Genomic DNA, 976 nt, shown 5'->3' with positions numbered 1-976 from the left:
AAAAACGAGATTATTATGGAAAACAACCGTCTTGACCCCACAGCCCTCGAGGAAGAAGACCTGAATTGGGAAAAACGCTTGGAAAGATTGCGTCAGGCACGACAATTCAATACCGCGCCGACTCATGCGCCATTGGTCAAAAAATCGGAAGAGGCTGTCGATGCCGCGCCCAAAACCGCGCCTAAAAAAGAATATAAATTAGATGCGGACAATCGTGAAAAAGTATTGGAAGAATATTTGTACCGCTGGCAGTTGGAACACAATACTGCCCTTGCCGACGAGGGCGAGGCAGTGGAAACCGATGCGATGGTGGTTTTGCAGGACAACTGGTTGAGCGCGCAATCAGCGTTGCAGGCTGCGGCTTCAGACCGCCATATCGAATCGACGCGCACCGTCAGACTGAATCCGAAATCGGGTGCCGTAGATTTTGATGTGCCTGAAGCAGAAGAAACTGAAAAGCCGGAAAATGATGATGAGCAAGCGGCTGAAGGGGCGGTTTCAGACGGCCTTGAACCTGAAAAAGAACCGGCCGTCAATGTCCATATCAATGTTTTGAACCCGCAGGCGATTGGCCGTCGGGAAGTGTTCTGCGTTTCCGAAAAAGATTTGACCGAGCGTCTGATTAAACGTTTGCGCCCCCATGTGGCCGATGCGGTCAACGGCATGATTCGGATTGCCGTGCAAAAACAAATGGCCGTGTTCACTTACCAGTTGCAGCAAATGCTCAACGAGCAGGCGCCGGGTTTGGTGGAAGATGTATTGGAACACAACGTCAAACGTATTCTGGACGATATGAAGGTTGAAATGAAATACCGTCGCTGAGCATCCGGGCCGTCTGAAAAGTTTCAGACGGCCTTTGGCATAAATTTCCCTTAAAATTTTGCGAAGCGTGTATAATGGCGGCTCACGTTTTCGTGATAAATATCCTTTCTAAATAGTTGATATGCCCGATGCAGAATCGGGCATTTTTTTTGAG

At 49.0% G+C, this 976-nt stretch carries 1 protein-coding gene; it reads left to right on the top strand.

What is annotated here, in order from left to right; genetic code table 11:
- The first annotated feature begins 15 nt into the window (after window positions 1-15).
- Window positions 16-822, top strand: a complete 807-nt coding sequence (locus tag ACTHS3_RS14910; RefSeq protein WP_070624765.1) for a hypothetical protein — start codon at window positions 16-18, stop codon at window positions 820-822.
- The last annotated feature ends 154 nt before the right edge of the window (window positions 823-976 follow it).

This window comes from Neisseria sp. P0009.S007 (genome assembly GCF_051962515.1).
Note: the sequence above shows the minus strand (reverse complement) of the source record. Positions and strands in the feature narration are given on the sequence as shown.

Excerpts from the sequence above, each read along its gene's own strand:
- ACTHS3_RS14910 (WP_070624765.1), top strand. The coding sequence starts at position 16 with ATGGAAAACAACCGTCTTGACCCCACAGCCCTCGAGGAAGAAGACCTG.